The organism is Mesorhizobium sp. BHbdii (assembly GCF_053848045.1).
The window spans coordinates 676,003-695,554 of sequence record NZ_JBSPKX010000003.1 but is presented as its reverse complement, the minus strand read 5'-3'; the positions used below and the strand labels follow the sequence as shown (position 1 = coordinate 695,554).

Annotated in this window: 13 protein-coding genes; 2 read left to right on the top strand and 11 right to left on the bottom strand. The window is 62.3% G+C overall.

Features of this window, described 5'->3' with window-relative positions:
• Positions 1–461 precede the first annotated feature (461 nt).
• Positions 462–1,538, bottom strand: a complete 1,077-nt coding sequence (locus tag ACWTU8_RS20150) for a vanadium-dependent haloperoxidase (protein ID WP_455849524.1) — start codon at positions 1,536–1,538, stop codon at positions 462–464.
• A gap of 339 nt (positions 1,539–1,877) precedes the next feature.
• On the opposite strand from ACWTU8_RS20150, the gene ACWTU8_RS20145 reads away from it, so the two are divergent.
• Positions 1,878–5,015 (top strand): ATP-binding protein, encoded by a 3,138-nt coding sequence (locus ACWTU8_RS20145; RefSeq protein WP_455849523.1) that lies wholly within the window; start codon positions 1,878–1,880, stop codon positions 5,013–5,015.
• A 35-nt stretch (positions 5,016–5,050) separates the two neighbouring features.
• On the opposite strand, the gene ACWTU8_RS20140 is transcribed toward ACWTU8_RS20145, so the two are convergent.
• From ACWTU8_RS20140 to ACWTU8_RS20100, 9 genes are all read right to left on the bottom strand, one after another.
• Positions 5,051–6,004 carry a hypothetical protein gene (locus ACWTU8_RS20140; protein WP_455849522.1) on the bottom strand — a complete coding sequence of 318 codons (954 nt, stop codon included), beginning with the start codon at positions 6,002–6,004 and terminating at the stop codon, positions 5,051–5,053.
• Between the two features lie 735 nt (positions 6,005–6,739).
• Positions 6,740–8,722 (bottom strand): ABC transporter permease, encoded by a 1,983-nt coding sequence (locus ACWTU8_RS20135; RefSeq protein ID WP_455849521.1) that lies wholly within the window; start codon positions 8,720–8,722, stop codon positions 6,740–6,742.
• Positions 8,719–9,804: a quaternary amine ABC transporter ATP-binding protein gene (locus tag ACWTU8_RS20130; protein WP_455849520.1), complete on the bottom strand. Its 1,086-nt coding sequence runs from the start codon at positions 9,802–9,804 to the stop codon at positions 8,719–8,721. The genes ACWTU8_RS20135 and ACWTU8_RS20130 overlap by 4 nt, the downstream gene beginning before the upstream one ends.
• A gap of 75 nt (positions 9,805–9,879) precedes the next feature.
• Positions 9,880–10,854 carry an ABC transporter substrate-binding protein gene (locus tag ACWTU8_RS20125; RefSeq protein ID WP_455849519.1) on the bottom strand — a complete coding sequence of 325 codons (975 nt, stop codon included), beginning with the start codon at positions 10,852–10,854 and terminating at the stop codon, positions 9,880–9,882.
• Positions 10,855–11,373: 519 nt separating this feature from the next.
• Positions 11,374–12,159 (bottom strand): SDR family oxidoreductase, encoded by a 786-nt coding sequence (locus tag ACWTU8_RS20120; RefSeq protein WP_455849518.1) that lies wholly within the window; start codon positions 12,157–12,159, stop codon positions 11,374–11,376.
• Between the two features lie 8 nt (positions 12,160–12,167).
• A complete protein-coding gene (locus ACWTU8_RS20115; RefSeq protein ID WP_455849517.1) occupies positions 12,168–12,932 on the bottom strand; it encodes an SDR family oxidoreductase in 765 nt (254 codons plus the stop codon).
• Positions 12,933–13,071: 139 nt separating this feature from the next.
• A complete protein-coding gene (locus ACWTU8_RS20110) occupies positions 13,072–14,574 on the bottom strand; it encodes a sugar ABC transporter ATP-binding protein (RefSeq protein ID WP_455849516.1) in 1,503 nt (500 codons plus the stop codon).
• Positions 14,575–14,597: 23 nt separating this feature from the next.
• Entirely contained in the window at positions 14,598–15,536 is a 939-nt protein-coding gene (locus ACWTU8_RS20105) for a sugar ABC transporter substrate-binding protein (RefSeq protein WP_095518213.1), read from the bottom strand.
• Positions 15,537–15,653: 117 nt separating this feature from the next.
• A complete protein-coding gene (locus tag ACWTU8_RS20100; RefSeq protein ID WP_455849515.1) occupies positions 15,654–16,664 on the bottom strand; it encodes an ABC transporter permease in 1,011 nt (336 codons plus the stop codon).
• Positions 16,665–17,097: 433 nt separating this feature from the next.
• On the opposite strand from ACWTU8_RS20100, the gene ACWTU8_RS20095 reads away from it, so the two are divergent.
• Complete coding sequence (locus ACWTU8_RS20095; RefSeq protein ID WP_455849514.1) at positions 17,098–18,060, top strand: sugar-binding transcriptional regulator; 963 nt, start codon at positions 17,098–17,100, stop codon at positions 18,058–18,060.
• On the opposite strand, the gene ACWTU8_RS20090 is transcribed toward ACWTU8_RS20095, so the two are convergent.
• Entirely contained in the window at positions 18,050–19,552 is a 1,503-nt protein-coding gene (locus ACWTU8_RS20090) for a xylulokinase (RefSeq protein WP_455849513.1), read from the bottom strand. The genes ACWTU8_RS20095 and ACWTU8_RS20090 overlap by 11 nt on opposite strands.

Genomic DNA, 19,552 nt, shown 5'->3' with positions numbered 1-19,552 from the left:
GCAGCGACTATTCGAGCATCAGCAGCTCCACGAACCGGAGTTTCTGACCCGTTCCAGTCGTTCTCGCCACATCTGATGAACGACTGCTTTGCGCCTCATATCGGCGGTAGAGGGGTGCCTTGCCTCCGCCCGAAAGCGGAGATCGCGGTGACAATGCTGGAGGTCGCGGTTGCACCATTTGCTGACTTTCAAGGAGCCTCTCCAAACCTGGCGTTCACGTTTCGGACAGATACGACCTTTTAACTTCTTGCAATGGATTCTCCGACAAAGGTAGATGTTCGAGACATTGCAAAGCAGGCATTGGGGCATAGGTCCGTTCCGCATCAGCAAACAGAATACACGTACTAGAGTAATCCGAAGCGAAGCAGATGTACGATGGCAACATTCTAGATACGCGTTTCAGCGATTTTTTTGCAAATTGATTAAACAGTGCTCAACACGACTGGTTGAGAATGCCTTACCTATGGGAGTTCAAGCTGATTAATGAGAGACCGTTCCGGATCAAGTTTGCGCACGACTTCAATTGCCACGCCTTTTCCTTGAACGATCCCCGCCTCAATGTCGGCCAAATAATGGATACCTGCCAGGAAGCGAGATCGTCCCGCTTGCTGAGCCATCAACTCGAGCGTGGCTGCCCTCTTGGGCAGGTAGGACGCGAGCACATGGGATGCTGCAGTCGAAATGACGGAGTGACCCGATGGGTAAGATGGGAAGTTGGGATTTGGAATTACTGGCTCTATTTTGCTGTAAACCTGAGACGGTCGCGGCACTCCGAACGTATATTTATCCCGCCAGCAGGCGATCACAGCGTCATTGACGGCTATCATCGTCGCCCCAACGATGAACAGCTTTTGATCGAGGTCGAGATCGCTGGCTTCCAACCCATCCAGCGCGATTTGAGCCCAATGTCCTGGCGGCGTAAAAGTGCCGATGCCGTCAGCCCAGTAGAGTACTTGCGCTCTTTCTGCCGGCGATAGATTGGAGACTGCATTCCACACCAGCTCGGCCTGGCGGTCGAGCCTCCCGTAAGCGTCGGGTTTCTTCGATTGAAACTTCTCTGGGTCTCCGATGAGAAGCGGGCGGACATTGCCCCAATCGGGCCGCAAGGGGTCTGATCCTCGATCAGGATACCACTGCCCTGAAGGCGGCGGGAGGCCGACGCCCCCGCCGCTCCGCTTCCACAGTCCGTCGAGGAGCCGTGCGACGTCTTTCAGGACTACGAGCATATCCGGCTCAACTTCTGGTCCGCCTGTCGCGCACGAAACCGCCAAGACCGGATAAGGCGCCCAGAGTAGCGTGCGGCTGGTCTGCTCTTGCGCCAATCCCAGGAAAAGATCGGGCACTATTCTCGCCGCTTCTTCAGACCCGAATTTCAACGCCGCATGCCGATATATCGCGTCGCTTCCGATGGCGAATGCCGCATAGAGACGACTCGCAAGGGGCGGGTCGAGCCGGTTGCGGGCAACGAACTGGAATACGGCGTTCCATCCGCATCGGTCGAGACGGGAATCCGCATGGGCGGGGGCGATTGCTGCCACGATCGCGGCACACAGAACCCACAATCCAATAGCGGAGACAAGACAAAATCGTCGAACGCAGGACCGTCCAACTAGACTATTGCTGCCTCCCTTTGCAGCATCAGAGATGCTTCTTGGAATGGACATCTGCGTACCCATACCCGTTGAAGTATAAATAATCAACGAAAGCTTGGACTATCCGACTAGATTTGTCGACCGCCGCTGAGAGAAGCCCACCTCCCGCAGACCTGTAGTCGGCTCTCCAAGGGCCGAAGAGACCGATTGTTGCTTTTCAGTGCGTAGAGTCCCCGTACGATTGGTGGTACCCTTCTCGGCTGTCAAGTTTTGGAGTGTGAGAATGTGACGGGCCTCAGGGAATGGTTGGTCTCGCTGCAGCTCGAGAATTATTGTGAGAAACTCGTCGAGCAGCGTGTGGATCTCGACGTGCTCTCAGACCTGACCGAAGCAGACCTCGCTGCCCTCGGCGTGCCGCTTGGCGATCGCAAGCGCATGATGCGGGGCATCCGGGCGCTGCGTCAGCGCGAAGCGCCTGCACCTCTGCGTAGGGCCGCATCACCAGAGCCTACCGAATTTGCATGTGCTCGATCGGGACAACTCCTACTCTATCCAAAAGAGGAATTGCGTCAGCTGAGCTTGCTGTTTGCCGACCTCGTGGGCTCGACACAGCTGGCCAAGAACCTCGACCTCGAGAGCTACCGCGACGCGATCCGCAGTTATCATCTCTGTTGCTCCGACCTGGTTCGCACAAATTTCGGCTTCGTCGCACAATTCCGAGGCGATGGTGTGCTCGCCTACTTTGGCTACCCGACCGCCGAGGAGGATGACGCCGAGCGTGCAGTCGCAACCGGGCTGCAAATAATCCGGGACGTGGCGCGGCTCGAGCTTGCCGATCATGTGCCGCTCGCCGCCCATGTCGGCATCGCCACGGGGGAGGTGCTGGTGAGCGATCTCGTCGCGGGTCGGCTGACGATTAAGGACGCGGTTCTCGGCGACACGCCCAATCTTGCCGCTCGGCTCCAGGTTGTGGCGAAGCCGGGCCAAGTCATTGTTGCTGGAAGCACCCGGCGCCTGCTTGGTAACCAATTCGATTGTTCCTTCCTCGGCAATCAGCGGATCAAGGGATTCGATAAGCCGCAGGAGGTCTGGCTCGTCCGTGGAATGAAGGCGAGTACGTCACGTTTTGCCGCGCGGTCACAGGGCCGGATGACTCCGTTGGTTGGCCGGGAGGATGAACGCGAAATCCTGCAGCACCGCTGGGACACGGCGCGCGCGGGCGAAGGACAGGTGGTGCTTATCTCCGGCGAGGCCGGGATCGGCAAATCGCGGCTGGGCGAGTGGCTGCACGACGCTATTGCCCCTGAGGCTCATTACCGCTTGAGCTATCAATGCTCGCCCAATCATAGCGGCAGCCCCCTCTTTCCGATCATGATGCAACTTGCTCAAGCCGCTGGGCTTGGCGAAGACGACAGCGTTGACGAGCGGCTCGACCAGCTTGAGCATCTCCTCGCGCAGGGGACCCAAGACGTCGTGAGTGTGGCGCCTCTGTTCGCACACTTGCTTTCGATCCCGTTCGAACACCGCTATGGGCCCCTTGATGAGCCGCCCGAAGCGATCAAGGAGCGTACGATGATGGCGCTGCTCGAACAACTTTTCGGGCTGGCGGCGCGTCAACCCGTCTTGATCTGCTTTGAGGACCTGCACTGGGTCGATCCCTCCACCGAGGAGCTGCTCGACGTGCTGGTCGAACGGATCGGTGGAAGCCCGGTCCTGCTCCTGTGCACATTCCGGCCGGGCTATGAGGCGCCCTGGATCGGCCGCGCCGGGGTGATGCACCTGGCGCTCTCGCGGCTCGACCGGAGGCGCTCGCTGGAGCTCGTCATGCGGATCGCCTCGCACGGGCAAATACCAAAGGGCCTGCTCGAACAGATTGTCGTCAGGACGGAGGGCGTGCCGCTCTTCCTTGAGGAGATGACCAAGTCGGTTATCGAGCATAGACAGCTTTCAGTTGACGGCGCTCCGTCGGAAGTCATGCTTCCCGCATCGCTCAAGGAGTTACTGATGGCCAAGCTCGACAGCCTGTCGAGCGCCCGGGAGGTTGTTCCGCTTTGCGCCGCGATTGGTAGGAGCTTCTCGTATCGGCTTCTGGTTGCAGTTTCGGAACTGTCGGAGAAGGCGCTCCGGCCGATCTTGGACCAGCTGATACAATCGCAGATCCTCTTGCGTCGGGGCGAGTACCCCGAGGCAACCTTCACCTTCCGCCACGGGCTAATCCAGGAGGCGGCCTACGAGACCATGCTGGCGAGCCGGGCGCGAAAACTGCATGCTCGGATCGCAGATGTGTTCAACACCCAATTTGCCGAGGTTGCGGAGGCGCGGCCTGAGGTTGTTGCTCAGCATCTGAGCCGCGCCGGTCGCGTCGCCGAGGCACGCGATCGATGGAGGGAGGCGGCCGTACTTTCGATCGCCCGCTCGGCCCACATCGAGGCCTGCGCCCACCTGAACCAGGCTCTGGCCGAGAATGCGAAACTGGCTGAGAATCCGGAGCGCACAGCGGCAGAGATTGCACTGCGCGAAATGAAGCGCGAGCCGATTGAACTCTGCGGCTGGGGGTCCGAAGATATCGAGCTGAACCTGCAGCGACTCTACGAGCTACGCGAGGAGCATGGGGACAGGGATGAACTGTTCTCGGTAATCTACGGCAGCTGCGGCACGCATTTGCTCGCCGGTCGCATCCGCGCGGCCGAGGCCGACGCCGATCGCATGGCTGCGCTTTCCAAAGAGACAGGGGATCCGGCCCACGACATTCTCACCGTCCATACTCGGGCTCTCCTGGCGTTCCTCTCCGGCCGCTTTGCGGTGGCGGTTGACGGCTTCGACCGCGAGCTCTCCGCTCTCCATCCTGAGCACGCCGCCCGGATCCGGCGCCACTACATCGCCGACCCCGCGATCGTGGCTCGGGTCATGCAGGCGTGGGCTCTGACGCTTTCAGGCGATGACGCAGGTGCAACTGCGCGCATAGCCGAGGCAGAGCGGCTGATCGGGATGCAAGGGCAGAGCTTCAGCCGAATCTACGGGCTGACGATCATCGCCTCTATCCGGCAGACCCGCGGCGAAGCCCGGGCGGCCCTAGAGTTGGCCACCGCCGCCTGGCAAATGGCGCATGAGGAGCGGGTGCCGTACTGGGAGGCCTGGGCTGACGTGGTGCGCGGATGGGCGATGACGGCGACCGGCGACGTTGATCAGGGGCTGGCCACGCTGCGCGACGGACTTGCGGCCTACGCCCGCACCGGCGCCCGTCAGATGCTTCCCTACGGCCGGACGCTCCTCGCCGACGCCTTCCTCAAGGCGGGGCGGATCCAGGATGGACTGGCGGTGATCGAACAGCTTGAGCAAGAGGACGCGGCCAACGAGGTCCGATTCTTCGACGCCGAGCGGTTGAGGGTAGCCGAGGCGCTGCGACCCGCGGCCGGCGCGTGAAACCACGGAAGAGGCCGCCAACTTGGCAGGTCGCGTTACTTGGTGTTGATCAGCGGCGGATTCTTGCAGCGGCCGAGACAGTAGTAGGGCGGCGCGGCCCCGGGCGGCAGGGTCTCTGGGGGATAGAACAAGAACATCATGTCGATGCAGGCTTCCGGGTCCGGCAGCAGAAGATGTCGGTAGTTGTCTCTCCAATCGCCATGATCGCGCATCATGACGCGCTCGTTCGGCTCAAAGAAGCCGTCATGATCGTGGTCTACCCACAGCCTTTCCACCTTGATCAGCACCCCCTTGGCCCAAAGCTTGTAGTTGAAAGGAGCCGCCGTCTGAGCGTTGACCGGAATGTCACCGCCGGGGAACACGTTGTTTGGATCCGCGGTGTTCTTTCCGAGCACTTGGAACACGTTGTCGCCGATCCCAACTTCGTATCTGAAACGGTCGATGTCGACGGTGCCGTTGGGCATCCCGATGGTGATCTGGGTCGTAACGTTGAGGTAACCGCCCTTGTCTTGATGGTCGAAGAAATAACCGTCGATGTGACCACGCGCGTCTATGATGATCTTGAGGTCAGGCTCGAACATGCCGGCGGGCGACTTGGCTTCTGCGGCCTTGAGCAAGGCATGCCCGAAGATGCCGCCGAGACCGGTGAGGCCCCGCGACATGTTCTCTCGGCTCCTCCCATCGCCTTGCCGGATCTGATCGATCAACTGTCCGATCGGGAGTTCCTCGATCAAGTCGTCGCGCATGCTCCTTAGGATTTGGCGAAGTTTTGTTTCGTCGTCGATTGCCTGCTGAAAACTGTACATGGGTAACGGCGTCGGCAGCTTCTCCGCCTGCGCTGCCTGCCCGGCCTGCGGGGACATCGGCTCGACGTCCCCCGTCATCAGGCGGGTCGGTTCGTAATAGCCGTTCTGGGCAGCAACCGCCGAAGCAGCCAGCGCGGCCATAGTAGTCAGCCCGAGCAGGAGCAGCAGCTGGTTGGGCCACATGGTGTATCCTCCTAAAACCCATGGCAACGAGAGAGAGACGCTAGCCCGGGCAGGAAAGCACTCTTGCAAAGCGCTGGCCCCCTTCACGCAAGGCTCTAGCATAACAATTCAGGAAAGGAGCGTCAATTTTCACTGGATTCTTCTTTGTTTCCTCAAGACATTTGGCAAGACGTAGAGAGAATTTAAGCAAACAATCCTACAACTACACGCGTAGTTGAACCCACAAGTGAAAGTGGGAGCAGACGAAGCTCAGCAAAACGGACACTCGTTATCACACCCCGACAGCCTGTGGAGACGTGATAGTCGGCCCTGAAGTCCGAGACGCGTCGGACGGGTGTGGCCGCCACCGCGGTGTCCAAGATGAATTGGCATGGCTCTTCTCCCAGCCGTCTGCGCTTAAAGCGAGCCGGTGAATTATAACGGTAAGCAGGGCCTCACTAATGTTTTGCCGGTCGGCGTTGCTGACTTTCATTCTCTCGAGGCAGTCGGCTCAAATAGCGCACCCCCAGGAGCCAGGCGTCCGCTTTCGGGAAGGGGAATCAGGCTAGCAAGTCCAGATTGGGTGAGTTCAAGCCGATGCACACGGCGGCCTGAAGGTCCGCTTCTGACATTCCGGGCCTGGAAGCTGCCGGTCCGGTGTCGGCCCCTGATGCAGACATTTTTGCGATCAGCTTGGCAAGGACAGCTTCTGTGCAAGCTGCCGTTTCGCGGGGCGCGCGATCCTCTGTTTTCCGGCTATCCCAGCCTTGCCCGTGCCTTCGCCGTCCAGGCGTTGAACAGCCGGTCGGCGATGATGCCGATGAAGGCGATAGCCAATCCGGCGACGATGCCGCGGCCGGAATCGGCCTTGGACAGCGCAATGAACACTTCCTGGCCGAGATCGCGCGTGCCAACCATGGCGCAGATGATGATCATCGCCAGCGCCATCAGGATCGTCTGGTTGACGCCAAGCATGATCTCGGGCAACGCCAGCGGCAGCTGCACGCGCAGGAACGTCTGGCGCTTGGTGCAGCCCGACACCTTTGCCGCCTCGATCAGTGCCGGCGGCACCTGCCGGAGGCCGTAATTGGTGTAGCGAATGGCAGGCACCACGGCGAAGGCGACCGTGGCGATCATCGCCGTCACGTCGCCGACTCGAAACAGCATCACCACTGGAATGATGAAGCAGAACGACGGCAACACCTGCAGCGTGTCGATGACCGGCGTGACGACCTTCTCGACGCGGTCGCTGCGCGAAGCCATCAGCCCGATCGGGATGCCGATCAGGCAAGCGATGAAGGCCGAGATGCCGCACAGGTAGACCGTCGCCATGGTCTTTTCCCACAGGCCGGTCACCGCGCAGAAGATGGTCAGCGCGGCGACCAGGACGGCGAGGCGCAGGCCGCCGAGTTGGTAACCGGCAAGGCCAAGCAGGAACACCGCGCCCAGCCACGGGAAGCCCTCGCAGAAGGCGCGCACCGGGTTCAGCACATTGAGGATCAGCGCCACGCGAAACGCTTCGATCGTGTCGAAGAAGTTGATCGTGATCCAGCTCACCGCTGTCTTCCACATCGGGGCGGTGGTGAAAGTGATCGCTTTCGGCACCGCCGCGAAGGCCGGCACAAACAGGCCAAGCAGCGTCGTGACGGCAAGGACGGCGATGGCCAGCGTCAGATTGGGGTAGCGGCGCCAGAAGCTCGGGCTCACCTCCTGATAAACATGGCCTTGCGCGTGATTGCGCGCGATCGCCTGGCTCAGCCGGTCGAGCGCGATTGCCAGCGCGACGATGGCAAGGCCGGCTTCCATTGCCTCGCCGACCTTCAGCGCGCGCAGCGCCAAAAGCACGTCATAGCCGAGGCCGCCGGCGCCGATCATCGAAGCGATAATCACCATATTGAGCGCCAGCATGATGACCTGGTTGACGCCGACCATCAGCGCTGGACGCGCCGACGGCAAAAGCACGCGCCACAGTTTCTGGCGCGCCGTGCAGCCGGCCATCTCGCTGAAATCGTCGATCTCGGACGGCACCCGCGACAGTCCCAGCATCGTCGCGCGCACCATTGGCGGCGTCGCGAAAATGGCCGTCGCGATCATCGCCGAAACCGGACTGTTGCCGAACAAAAGAAGCATCGGGATCAGATAGGCGAAGGTTGGGATGGTCTGCATCAGATCGAGGGCAGGAGAGATCAACAGCCTCTCAGCCCATGGCTTGCGCCACGCCCAGATGCCGACGAACAATCCGGTGACGATGCAGAACGGCACGGCGATGGAGATCAGCCCGAGCGTAAGCATTGCGCTGGTCCATTGGCCGAACAGCGCGATGTAGAGGAAACAGCCGCCGACCAGCGCGCCGAGCTTCCAGCCGCCGGCGGCGCGGCCGGCCAGGAATGCAGCAATGCAGACGCCGACCCATGACAGGCGCGGCAGGACGACCATATCCGCGCCACGGCCGATCTTGAAATTCTTGGCAAGCAGATTGAGCGCGAAATCGAGCGGCACGCCGAGCGCCGCGGTGATCGACCGCGTCAGCCAGGAGAAGTTCGACTTTATCAGGTTCATCAGCGCGCTGACCCAGTCGGCGACGGAAACGATTGCGCCGGCCGGATAGTTGACTGCCCAGGGCAGCCTGTCCTGCAGCAGGAACACGGCAAGCACGGCGGCAAAGGCGCAGGCCCAGACCACCAGCCGGATCTGAACCGGCCGCGATCTCGCCTCGATGGTGCTTGCCGTCACCGTCATGCGCTTGCCCCGCGACGCTCGATCCCGGCCAGAAGATCGATCACGGCTTGCGGCGTGACCTCGCCGATCGGCTTGCCGGTGCCGTTGACCACCGCGAACGGCTTGCCGGCCGACACAATGCTTGCCGAAAAACTTGATATCTTGGCGTCCGGCGCGACCACGCCGCCATGCTCGGTGCCATCGCAGGCGCGCATCAGGCTTCGCGCCGAGATCACCTTGGCGCGGTCGACGTCGCGGGTGAATTCGGCGACATAGTCGGTCGCCGGATTGACCACCAGCTCTTCCGGCGTGCCGATCTGGATGACCTCGCCGTCCTTCATTATGGCGATGCGGTCGGCCAGCCGGATGGCCTCATCGAAATCATGGGTGATGAAGACGATGGTCTTGTGCAGCATGGTCTGCAGCCGCATCAGCTCGTCCTGCATCTCACGGCGGATCAGCGGATCGAGCGCTGAGAACGGCTCATCGAGAAACCAGATTTCCGGCTTGGTGGCGAGGCTGCGGGCGATGCCGACACGCTGCTGCTGGCCGCCGGAAAGCTCGCGCGGATAGAAATGCTCGCGACCGCGCAAGCCGACAAGCTCGATGACTTCGCGTGCACGTGCTTCGCGCGTCGGCCGGTCCTGTCCCTGGATGCCCAGGGGAAAGGCGATGTTCTCCAGCACGTTCAGATGCGGCAGCAGGGCAAAATTCTGAAACACCATGCCCATGCGGTGACGTCGCAGCTCGATCAGCGCGGCATCGGAAATCTTGAGAAGGTTCTTGCCCTCGAATTCGACCTTGCCATGCGTCGGCTCGACCAGCCGCGACATGCAGCGCACCAGCGTCGATTTGCCGGAGCCGGACAGGCCCATGATGATGAAGATCTCGCCCTGGCGGATTTCGAGGTCGACCGCGCGCACCGCGCCGACCAGCCCGGCCGCGGCGACTTCCGCCATGCTGGCCTTGCCGTCACGCTGGCGGATAAAATTGGCCGCGTTCGCCCCGAACAGCTTCCAGACATTGTAGCAGGCAAGTTTTATCGGGCGGGCATCCTTTGGCGTGCCTGCTGCTTTTAGCACCTGTTCAGTCGTATCGGCCATGCAGTCGTCCTTCTGGAATATGGAATAGAGACCCGGCCATGAATGACCGGGTCTCGCAGTTTCCAGTTGGAGCGATCACTCGGCCCAGGCTCTCCAGTCGGCTTCGTGGGCGGCGATCCAGGCAGCGGCGACGTCTTCCGGCGTCTTGCCTTCGAGATCGATCTCGCCGCTCATCTTGTTGAGCTCGTCCGTGTCGACCGTGTAGTTTTTCGCGACCTTGTAGGCGACCGGCCACTTGTCCTTCATGCCGGCCCAGGAATATTTCCAGATCTCGCCATGCGGCTTGCCGCAGTCATATTTCGCTTCAGGGTTTACGCCCCACTTCGGGTCGTTGTAGCACTCCGGCGTATAGGCGGGGAATTCGACCCATTCGCCCTTGTATTTGGCCGGCGCCCAATGTGGCGAATAGACCCACAGCATGATCGGCGCCTTGCGCTGGTAGGCCGAATCCAGCTCGGCGAACATCGCGGCGTCGGTGCCGGCATGGATGACGGTGAAGGGCAGCTTCAGCGCCGCGGCACGCTCGTCGTCAAAACCCTCCCACGTCACCGGGCCACCGAGGTAGCGGCCGTTCGGCGCCGTTTCCGCCGTCGAGAAGGCTTCGGCGCATTTCGGGTCCTTCAGCGCCTCCCAGTTCGGCAGGCCCGGGCATTTCTCCTTCATGTATTCGGGATACCACCATTCTTCCTTGGCCTTGGGCCCGAGCTTACCGAGCCGTTCGGTCTGCCCGGTCGCATCCGAGGCCTTCATGGCTTCGCCGGCAGTCGTCTCCCAGAATTCCAGAGCGACAGCGAGATCGCCATTGGTGAGGCCGGTGGTCAGGCTGGAGAGATAGTCGGCGGTCGGGTACTCCACCGTATATCCGAGCTTTTCAAGAATGCCGCCGAGGATCTTTGCGTTCAGATTGACGCTGGTCCAGTCGAACAGCGCGATCTTGATCGGATCATTGGATTCTGGTGCCGCAGCCTGGGCCGAAGGCGCGAGTGCACTTGCCGCGGCAAGTGTTAAGGCTCCCATTGATAGTCTCGAAATCATACTCCGCAGTGACATGCCTGTTCTCCTGTCAAGCTCTGGTGGAAGTTATCGTTCGTTCCCTTCTTGCGTCTTTTTTGATTGTGTTGGAAAAGCTGGTCGTTGCGCAAGTCCATTGGCACCAAATTGCTGTCGGCGCTAAGTAGGCGCAGACGGAATGATGCCCAATTCATGAAGATGTCGTGCGGGACGGGACCGCGTCATGGCTGCCGTGCTGCCGAAGCAGTGATCCGCGGATCGATCGCCGGTTTTGCGGCGCCCTCAAGCTTGCGAGCCATCAAGGTCCCATGATGTCGGCTGTCGGCAGTCACCGAAGCCATTTTCATGGGATGAAATTATATATACCAACGTTCATGTCGCGCAACGACTAATGCGGCCAGAGCATCGGACCGAAAAGTGTGAAGCGGTTTTCGGATAATCGGATGCTCAAGCAAAGGAATCCAGAGCATCGGACCGAAAAGTGTGAAGCGGTTTTCGGATAATCCGATGCTCAAGCAATTGTGAAATTCGAACGGGCGCACGGTCGCCCGAGTATCCTCACGACATGATCAGGCCGCCATCGACATTGATGGTCTGGCCGGTGATGTAGGCGGCGTCGTTGCTGGCCAGAAAGCTGACCAGCCCGGAAACATCCTCGCCGCTGCCGGCGCGGCCCATCGGGATATTCCTGACCCATTCGGCCATCAGTTCGCCCGGCTTGTAGTCGCCCATCAGTCTGCCCCATGCCGCGTCGTTGTAGGCCCACATGTCGGTGTCGATGATGCCGGGGCAGATCGCGTTGACGGTGATCTTCTCCTTCGCCACTTCCTTGGCGAGGCTCTGGGTGATGCCGATTACGCCGAATTTCGAGGCGGCGTAGTGCGGCGTGTAGATGAAGCCCTGGCGAGCCTGGCCGGATGCGGTGTTGATCAGCCTGCCACCGTCGCCATGCGTGCGGATGCGCGCGATCGCCTCCTGGCAGCACAGGAACACGCCCTTGGTGTTGACCGCCATCACCTTGTCCCATTCGGCCTCGGTCATCGCCTCGATCCTGGCGATGGTGATGACGCCGGCATTCTGCACGGAGATGTCGACACGGCCGAACTGCTGCTCGGCCAGATCGTAGAGGGCGGCGACCTCGTCCTTCTTCGTCACGTCCATGCGCAGCGACGCGACCTTGGCGCCTTCCGCCTTCATTCCGGCGGCGACTTCGTCGACGCGCGGGTCGATGGCGCTGACGACGACCGCAGCACCTTCCGCCGCAAAGCGCCTGGCCATCGCCGCACCGATGCCGCCGCTGGCGCCCGTGATGACCGCCGTCTTACCCTGGAATCGCTTCTGCATTTTTTCTCCTACCAGCAGACGAAGCCGCCATCGACGATCAGATCGATGCCGGTGACGAAACTCGAAGCCCGGCTGGCCAGGAACACGGTCGGGCCGACCATCTCTTCCGGCGCCGCCATGCGCCCCATCGGCGTGTCGCGCTCGAAGATCCTGACCTGGTCGGCGACCTCCGGCCGCTTGTTCATCGGCGTCAGCGTGTAGCCGGGGCTGACGACGTTGACGCGCAGGCCGCGATCGGCCCATTCCATGGCGAGACTCTTAGACATATGGATGACGGCGGCCTTCGACGAATTGTAATGCGCCTGGGTCAGGCCGCGATTGACGATCGAGCCCGACATCGACGCGATGTTGACGATCGAGCCCTTGCGCCGCGTCAGCATTGCGCGCGCTTCGGCCTGGCACGACAGGAACACGCCGCTGACATTGACGTCATAGAGCTTCTGCCATTTCTCGAGCGAAAGCGTCTCGGCCGGCTCGGCCGCGGCGACGCCGGCATTGTTGACGGCGATGGTCAGCGCGCCCAGTTCCGTTTCAGTGCGTTCGATCGCCGTCGCGAGATCGGCCTCTGAAGTCACCGTGCCGGTCAGCACCAGTGCCTTGCGGCCAAGCTCCGAGATCCTGTGCGCCGTCTCGTCCAGCCCGCCTTTCGAGGCATGGCCGAAACAGGCGATATTGGCGCCGGCCTCGGCCAGGCCGATGGCGATTGCTTGCCCGATGCCGCTGCCGGCGCCGGTGACGATGGCAACGTCCCCATGAAGATCGAATAGTTTCATTGAAATGTTTCCTGTTGAGCCGCCGGTGCTGCCTAGGAATGAAGGGGCGCCAGCCTCGGCTGGCGCCCCGCGCGGTCCGGTGCTTGGGAGAATACCACCTGCTGCGCTTTGTTCCGATTCCCCGATCGCCGGTTACGTCCTAGCTTGTGGCGAGCTCCATGACGGCGACGTTGCTTGCTTCGCTGCGATCGAGAATGCCGCGCTGGCGGCCACGGCTCAGCACCAGCACGCGATGCGACAGGCCGAGCACTTCCTCGAGGTCGGAGCTCACCACCACCACCGCCATTCCGGAGCGGGCGAGGTCGGCGATGACATCGTAGATCGCGGCGCGGGCGCCGACATCGATGCCGCGTGTCGGCTCGTCCAGGATGAACACCTTGGGCGGCCGTGAAATCCATTTGGCGATAATCACCTTCTGCTGGTTGCCGCCGGAGAGCTTGCTGATCGCCTGGTTAGGCCGGCCCTTGACGCCGAGCCGGCTTATGCCGGCCTCGGCGAATTTCTGCACCGCCTTGGGAAACACCCAGCCATTCGGCGCGACATGGTCGAAATTGCCGATTGCCAGATTCTCGCCAATGGTCTGGTCGAGCACCACGCCTTGCGCCTTGCGGTCTTCCGGCACCAGCACGACGCCGGCCTTGATCGCCGCCGCCGGGCCATTGAGGTGCACCGGTTTGCCGGCGACGCGCACCGACCCCGATGAAATCGGATCGGCGCCGGCGATCGCCCGCACCAGTTCGGTCCGGCCGGCGCCGATCAGGCCGGCGATGCCAAGGATTTCGCCGGTCCGCACCGAGAAGCTGACATTCTGAAAACTGCGTTCCGGCGAGGACAGGTCCTCGACTTCGAGCAACGTCTCGCTGCCCGGTTCCGAGAGCGGCGGGAACATCCGCTCGACGCTGCGGCCGACCATCTGCTCGACTACCGTGCGCACCGGAATGTCGGCGCGCTCGTGCCGGGCGACGATGCGCCCGTCGCGCATCACCACCACGCGGTCGGCGATCTCAGCGATCTCGTCCAGCCGGTGGCTGATATAGATGAAGGACATGCCTTCCGCCTTGAGCTTGCGGATCTGCTGGAACAACAGTTCCGTTTCTTCGCTGCCAAGCGCTGCTGTCGGTTCGTCGAAGATCAGAAGCTCGGCATTGAGCGTCAGTGCCTTGGCGGTCTCGACCTGTTGCTGGGCGGCGATGCGCAGCGTGCGCACCTTGCGATCCGGCGAAACATCGAGGCCGAGGCGCTTCAGTTGGGCCGATGCCCGCGCATTCATAGCCGCGCGGTCGATGCGGCCGCCGCGCATCGGCAGGCGTCCGACATAGACGTTCTCGGCGACCGAAAGATCCGGCAGCAGCTTCAGTTCTTGGTGGATCATGCCGACACCGGCGTCGATGGCCGCAGCGGGAGAGGCGGGGGAATAGGGTTTCCCCCGCCATGTGATGCTGCCGGCATCGGGTTTGGTCGACCCGGCGATGATGTTCGAAACGGTGGACTTGCCCGCGCCATTTTCTCCAAGCAGCGCCACGACCTCTCCCGGCCGCACCTCGAAGCTCGCATCGGCCAGGACCTGGACCGGTCCATAGCTCTTGCAGAGGCCGCTGACGAAGAGCCCCAGATGCGGGTTCTGCGTATGGCTGAGATCCAAGGCCATCGTTCCGTTACCGATTGTCAGGGATGCTTGGCGATGAACTGGTCGACATTGTCCTTGGTGGTCAGCGTCGCGTCCTGCAGCTGTTCTGCGGGAACGGTTTCGCCGGCCACCAGCTTGATCGCCGCGTCGACGGCAAGCCGGCCCATGCCTTGTGTCTGCTGCGTCGCGGTTACGTCGAAGACGCCGCCCTTCAGTGCCTTGAGCGCCGCCACGTCGCCGTCGAAGCCGGCAACCCAGACCTTGTGGCCGGGATTGGCGACCTTGACCGCCTGCGCGGCACCGAGCGCCAGCGCATCGGCCTGGCCGATGACGATCGACACGTCGGGATGCGACTGCAGCAGGTCCTGCGTCAGCTTGAAGCCTTCGTCCTGATGCCAGCCTTCGCTCCACAGCTCGCCGACCACCTTGATGTCGGGATAGCCGCTCAGCGCTTCGCCGCAGCCCTTCGACCGGTCGACCTCGGGCGTCGTGCCTTTCTGGCCATGGATGATGATCAGCTCGCCTTTGCCGCCGGCCTGCTTGGCGATGTAGTCGCACACCGCCTTGGCCGATGCCACGCTGTTGGTGGCGATGAAGGTGTCGCCGGGTGCGCCCTCGGCATTGCGGTCGACATTGATGACCGGGATGCCGGCAGCCTTGGCCGTCTTGGTCGGCACGGTGGCGGCGGTGGCGCCGGCCGGGATGTAGATCAGCGCATCGATGTTCTGCGTGATCAGGTCCTGCACCTGGCTGACCTGGGTCGCCGAATCGCCCTTGGCGTCGACGGTGATGATTTCGATGCCCTTTTCCTTGCCGTAGGCTTCGACGGACTGCTTGATTTGGTTGAAAAAATCGGCCTGCAGATTGGCGACGGCAAGGCCAAGCTTCTTGGCCTCCTTAGCCGATGCCGTCTCGGACAGTCCGAGCAGCGGAATGACGGCTGCGGCAGCAAGCAGCAATGAACGTTTGGTCAGCATGTGTTTCCTCCGTTGATGTTCAATCTGTCCCGCCAGCGCATCAAGGCGCCCCTTGGCCGAACAACTCCCAGTTTCGGATCACCGATCCGTTTTCGCCCGGACATCCGGGTGAATTCTTCATTGCGCCCTGCGCCGCCATGTATCCGTGGCCACCGCCAGCGCGATCACCACGCCGATCACCACCTGCTGGATGAAGGGCGACACGCCGAGCAGGTTCAGCCCGTTGCGCAGCACGCCAATGATGAGCACGCCGATAGCGGTGCCGCCGATCGAGCCGACGCCGCCCGACAGGCTGGCGCCGCCGATCACCACCGCCGCGATCGTGTCCAGTTCGTAGCCGAAGCCGGAGCTCGGCTGGACGGAATCGAGCCGTGCCGCAAGCACGATGCCAGCAAGTCCGGCCAGCACGCCGCAGATCGCATAGACCCAGTTGGTCAGCGATTTGACCGGTATGCCGGACAGCCTGGCGACTTCGGCGCTGCCGCCGATCGCGTAGAGGCTGCGACCGGTCGCGCGATAGTTGAGGAAGATTGCGAAGATGATCGCCAGAACGATCATCAAGCCGACGGTGACCGACAGGAAGCCAAAATGGCGGATGATCGACAGGCTAGTGAACCAGTCGGGGAAGCCGATGATCTGCGAGCCGTCGGTGATCATGTTGGCGAGACCGCGGGCCACCGACATCATGGCCAGCGTGGCGATGAAGGGCGGCAGCTTGGTGACGGTCACGAGCAGGCCTGAAACCAGCCCGCAAAGTCCAGCAACGACAAGCGCTGTGACGATGCCGGCGGGCATGCCGAGATTGAGATGGTCGGGATGGGCGACGAACCCCATCACCATGGCGGCGAGCGCCAGCACGGAGCCGACGGACAGGTCGATGCCGCCGATCAGGATGACCAGCGTCATGCCGATCGCCATGATGCCGAGCACGGTGACCTGGTCGAGCACGTTGAGGATGTTGCGGACGGTCAGGAACGTGTCGGTGGTCAGCGACAGCGCAAGGCACAGCAGCACCAGCCCGATCAGCGGTCCCATGGTCCCGGCGAACAGGGCCGAAAGCTTCGCGCCCGCCGCGGCCTGCGCACCTGGGCCGGCCTTTAACTCGCTTGCACCGTTGCTCAGAGCCATTTTGTCTCCTCCATCAGCGATCCGGCGATGCGTCGTCGGCTCACTCTTGCTCACCAGGCACCTCCCTGTGAACAATTTATCTTTGATATGCAATTTTGTTCAGCTAAACTGTTCGTCGGAAAATTGTCAAGGCCCGCCGCATCATTCCACGCCGGTTTGCGCCGCCAGCCGGTTTGCCTTACGAAAGGGCATGAAATGCCGCGTTTCAGGTCCGCTCTCATCCCGCGACTTCGTTTCGGCTGCTTGAGCAGGCCGAGACGGTCAAGACAAAGTAAATGTTCACCATTTTGGCTTTCATCTCGCGTTGTAGACGATATCCTGTCGATGTCATAAATCTTGAATCCTGGGCACGCAGAACGATTTCGTGGCGTTTGGTGGGATACGCCACTTGAATGGCATTTAAGGATTCGGACGACCGCGGGAGGGCAAAAAGATGGCGTTGACGGAGAATGACAAGGCCTCGCGCTTCCCGGATGCCGAACTGAAGGCACGTGCCGCGTGGCACTACTATGTCGAGGGGCTGACGCAGGAGAGGATTTCGGAGATCCTCGGCATCGGCCGCATCAAGGTGCATCGCATCCTGTCCGCCGCGCGTGAGGAGGGCGTCGTCCAGTTCCGCATCCGCGACAGCGTCGTCGAATGCTTGGTGCTGGAAGAGGCTCTGAAGCAGCGTTTCGGCCTCAGCCAGGCGGTTGTGGTGCCGTCGGCCGCCGACCGAAGCAACACGCCGCTGATGATCGGCCATGCCGCGGGCGCTTATCTGGCCGACAATGTGAATGCCGGCGATGTCATCGCACTTGGCTGGGGGAGGACGCTGAAATTCGCCATCAACGAATTGCCGCGGCGGCCGATCGCCAGGACGACGGTGGTTTCCATGCTGGGCGGCCTCACCCATGCCCAGCCGCTCAACCCCACCGAGAGCGCCTGGGAATTCGCCGAAAAGATCGGCGCCGAGTGCTTTCTGCTGCCGGTGCCGGTCTATGCTGACAGGCCGGAGCAGCGCGAAGCTTTCATGAGCCAGCGCAGCGTTCAGGACGTCGTCTTCCGCGCGCGCCGGGCAAACATCGCCGTGCTCAGCGTCGGATCATTTTCCAACGACAGCCCGATCGCCAATTACGGCTTCATCAAGCCCAGCGAACTCGAGGAATTGCAGGCGGCCGGCGCAGTTGGTGATATTTTATGCCATTTCATCGACGCCGAGGGCCGGCTCGTCGACCATGATGTCAACCGCCGGGTCTGCGCTTATCCGCTGCAGGACCTGTCGGACATCCCGGCCATCATCCTGGTCTCGGGAGGGCAGGAAAAAATTGCCATCATGCGGGCGGCGCTCGCCAACACCAAGATATCGGTTCTGATCACCGACGAGGATGCGGCCAAGGGCCTGCTCAACCGCTAACCTCGCTTAGCGCCTCGAGGCGGGCATGGATGTCGCGCGTCGCCTGATAGAGGTCGCGGTAGATCGCTTTGCGCGCGCGGTAACCGGAGACCAGCCCGTCGGCCGGATCGACATGCCTGGTTGGCGGCGCGGCCATCGCCTCAGCCGCGGTCTCCGGCGAGGGAAACCATCCGATCGCGGAGGCCGCCAGCATGGCGGCGCCGAGCGCTGCGGCTTCGTTGACCGGCGAGACGGAGAGCGGCCGCTCGAGCACGCTTGCCATGATCCGCATCAGCAGGGCGCAGTTGGTGCCACCGCCGGCAGCTATCACCGCCGCCGGTTTGCCGCCGGCTTGAGTTTCCATTGCTTCGCTGGCGATGGCCTGCTCGAAGGCGATGCCTTCCAGAACCGCTCGAAAAAGGTGCTTCGGCTCATGGTCCAGCGACAGACCGACGATGGCGCCTCTCGCCGCGCCGTCCCAGTAGGGGCTCATGACACCGGCCCAATACGGCATGACGAGCAGGCCCTCGCTGCCGGCGGCAACGTCGACCGCCGCCTTCTCCAGCGCTGCGGCCGACGGCGAGCCGGTCGTGCGAACGATCCAGTCGACCAGTTGCATGCCCGAGCGCAGCACGGTCTCCAACATGAAGCCCGAACCGGTCGGCGAGACCAGCGTTCGAAATGCATCCGACGTCGTGATCTTACCGGAATAGCAGCCGCTGACGACGCCCGAGCCGAGTGAAAGATAGCTTTTGCCTTCGGCGTGAACGCCCATGCCGAGGCCCATCGCCTGGCCGTCGCCGGCGCCGGCGACAACAGGCGTGCCGGCCTTCAGGCCGGTCAGCCGTGCCGCACTTTCGACAAGTCCGCCGCAGATTGCGCCCGGCGCGACCAGTTCCGGCAACTGGTCCGGCCGGAGTCCTGCGGCGGTAACGAGCTCAGGGTGCCAAGTGCCATTCCTGACGTCGAGCAGCCCGAGCGGATCCGCACTTGCCGTGCTGGTGACCAGATGTGCGGTCAGCCGGTGGACGAAGAAGCCATGCACGTCGACGAGTGCGGCTGCGTCGTCGAGCGTTTGCGGCTGGTGTTCGGCCAGCCAGGCGATCGCATAGAGCGCGGGCGTCGGGTCTGGCGGCTTGCCGCTCCGGTCGCGGATCGTCTCGCGGCCGAGCTCAGCCGAAAGCCTGATAACTTGCGGGCGCGCGCGCTCGTCCAGCCACAGGATCGCCGGAATAAGCGGCTTACCGGCGTGATCGATCAGGGTGAAGGTCTCGCGCTGGTGGGCGATGGAGATCGCCGCCACTCGCGAAGCGCCCACCGCCTCAGTGACCTGCTTCAATGCACCGAGCAGCGCGGTCCACCAATGTTCGGCATCCTGCTCGAAATGGCCGGGCTTGGGATTTGAAAGCGGATAGGCTTCGCGCGCCTGGAACAGTTCCTCGCCATCGCGCGTGAAAGCGATCGCCTTCACGGCCGTCGTCGAGGCGTCGATCCCGATTACGACATCGTCCAT